The 1,145-nt window shown below is 63.3% G+C and carries 1 protein-coding gene and 1 pseudogene; both read left to right on the top strand.

Translation table 11 applies throughout. The annotated features are described in order from the left end of the window. Window positions 1-233, top strand: a pseudogene (locus AC1DUU_RS32610) (indolepyruvate ferredoxin oxidoreductase); the annotation flags it as partial. Between the two features lie 5 nt (window positions 234-238). Continuing rightward, window positions 239-1,145 (top strand): indolepyruvate oxidoreductase subunit beta family protein (locus tag AC1DUU_RS32605; protein WP_476787416.1); only part of this gene is annotated, 907 nt, incomplete at its 3' end.

The following is a 1,145-nucleotide window of genomic DNA, read 5'->3' as shown; positions in this document are numbered from 1 at the left end:
AGCACACCGACGACCCACTACGCGACGATCCGGTGGTGGCGATCGACAACACCTGCGTCGGCTGCGGAAATTGCGGTGAAGTCTCGGAAGCCGCGGTGCTGTGCCCATCCTTCTACCGCGCCGACATCATCTACAACCCGTCGCGGCGCGACCGCTTCGCAGCGAAACTGCGCAACGCCGTCATCGGCTTCCTGCAGCGCCGCCGCGAAGCCCGGCGTGTGGTCTTCGGGTGAAAATCATGAGCAAACCTCTGATCACGATATCAGCCGACGAAAAACCGATCTCGATCGCTATCCTCGCCATGGGCGGACAGGGCGGCGGCGTTCTGGCCGACTGGGTGGTGGCGCTCGCCGAGGCAGAGGGCTGGGTTGCCCAGTCAACCTCGGTGCCGGGCGTTGCTCAGCGCACAGGCGCCACAATCTATTATGTCGAGATGCTCAAGCCCAAGGGCGGACAGATGCCGGTGCTGTCGCTTATGCCGACGCCTGGCGATGTCGATGTTGTGCTCGCCGCCGAATTCATGGAAGCCGGTCGCTCGATGCTGCGCGGGCTGGTGACGCCCGACAAGACGACGCTGATCGCCTCGACCCATCGCTCCTATGCGGTCGGCGAAAAGGAAGTGCCTGGCGATGGCACGGGCGATCCACTGGCCGTGGTCGACGCCTTTGGCGTCGCGGCGAAAAGGACGATCATCTTTGATATGCAGGCGTTGGCTGAAAAAAACGGCAGCGTGATTTCGTCGGCAATGTTCGGTGCCTTGGCTGGTGCCAATGTACTGCCCTTCACACGCGAAGCCTTCGAGAATGCAGTGCGAGCCGGTGGCAAGGGCGTGGAAGCTAGCCTGCGCGCATTTGGCTCGGCCTTCGACCGTGCACGCGACGGCAAGCCCGAAAAAGTGGCCAAGATGCCGGAGAAGCTGCTTCCGGACGCACCCATCTCGGTCGGGCATCCGAAGCTCGACCGGCTGCTCGACCGCATCCATTCCGAGTTCCCGCCAGTGCTGGCGCCGATGCTCTATGCCGGCACGAAGAAGCTGGTCGACTTCCAGGACCCGCGCTACGCCGATGAGTATCTCGACACCGCGTCGCGCTTGCTAATGCTTGACCGGGACGCCGGTGGCGAAGCCTGGAACTTCGGCTTCAGCC

It is taken from the genome of Aminobacter sp. P4_H6_2 (assembly GCF_056400805.1).
This window is presented reverse-complemented; position numbering and strand designations above follow the sequence as displayed.